The organism is Falsihalocynthiibacter sp. S25ZX9, from assembly GCF_041205405.1.
GTDB classification, from domain to species: domain Bacteria; phylum Pseudomonadota; class Alphaproteobacteria; order Rhodobacterales; family Rhodobacteraceae; genus Falsihalocynthiibacter; species Falsihalocynthiibacter arcticus.
Genome location: NZ_JBGFCD010000121.1, coordinates 1 through 343, shown reverse-complemented (window position 1 = coordinate 343; position 343 = coordinate 1). Strand labels below are relative to the sequence as shown.

General features: G+C 50.4%; 1 pseudogene. It reads left to right on the top strand.

What is annotated here, in order from left to right:
* Positions 1-343, top strand: a pseudogene (locus AB9F29_RS21555) (endonuclease); the annotation flags it as partial.

Here is a 343-nt window from a genome sequence, read left to right as displayed (position 1 = left end):
GGAAGATTCGATTGTTTTCTCAAAGCCGCCCTTGGAAATAACCCTGACGACACAAAGTGGAGAGAGGCTTCGTCTTATTGGCGTGCACGCCAAATCTAAGGCGCCCTATGGGGCGAATGATAAAGACGAAGAAATCCGCATTGCGATTGAGAACCGTCGTAAGCAATTGGCGCAATGCATTTGGGTGCGACGCCGCGTTGTTGAGCGATTAGGGTGCGGGCAAGACGTCGTGGTCATGGGCGATTTTAACGACTGTCCCGGTTTGGATGAATATGAAAAACTGTTTGGCCGTTCCGGAGTGGAAGTCGTTTTGGGTGATGGCGGGAATAACTGCCTTTTTGAT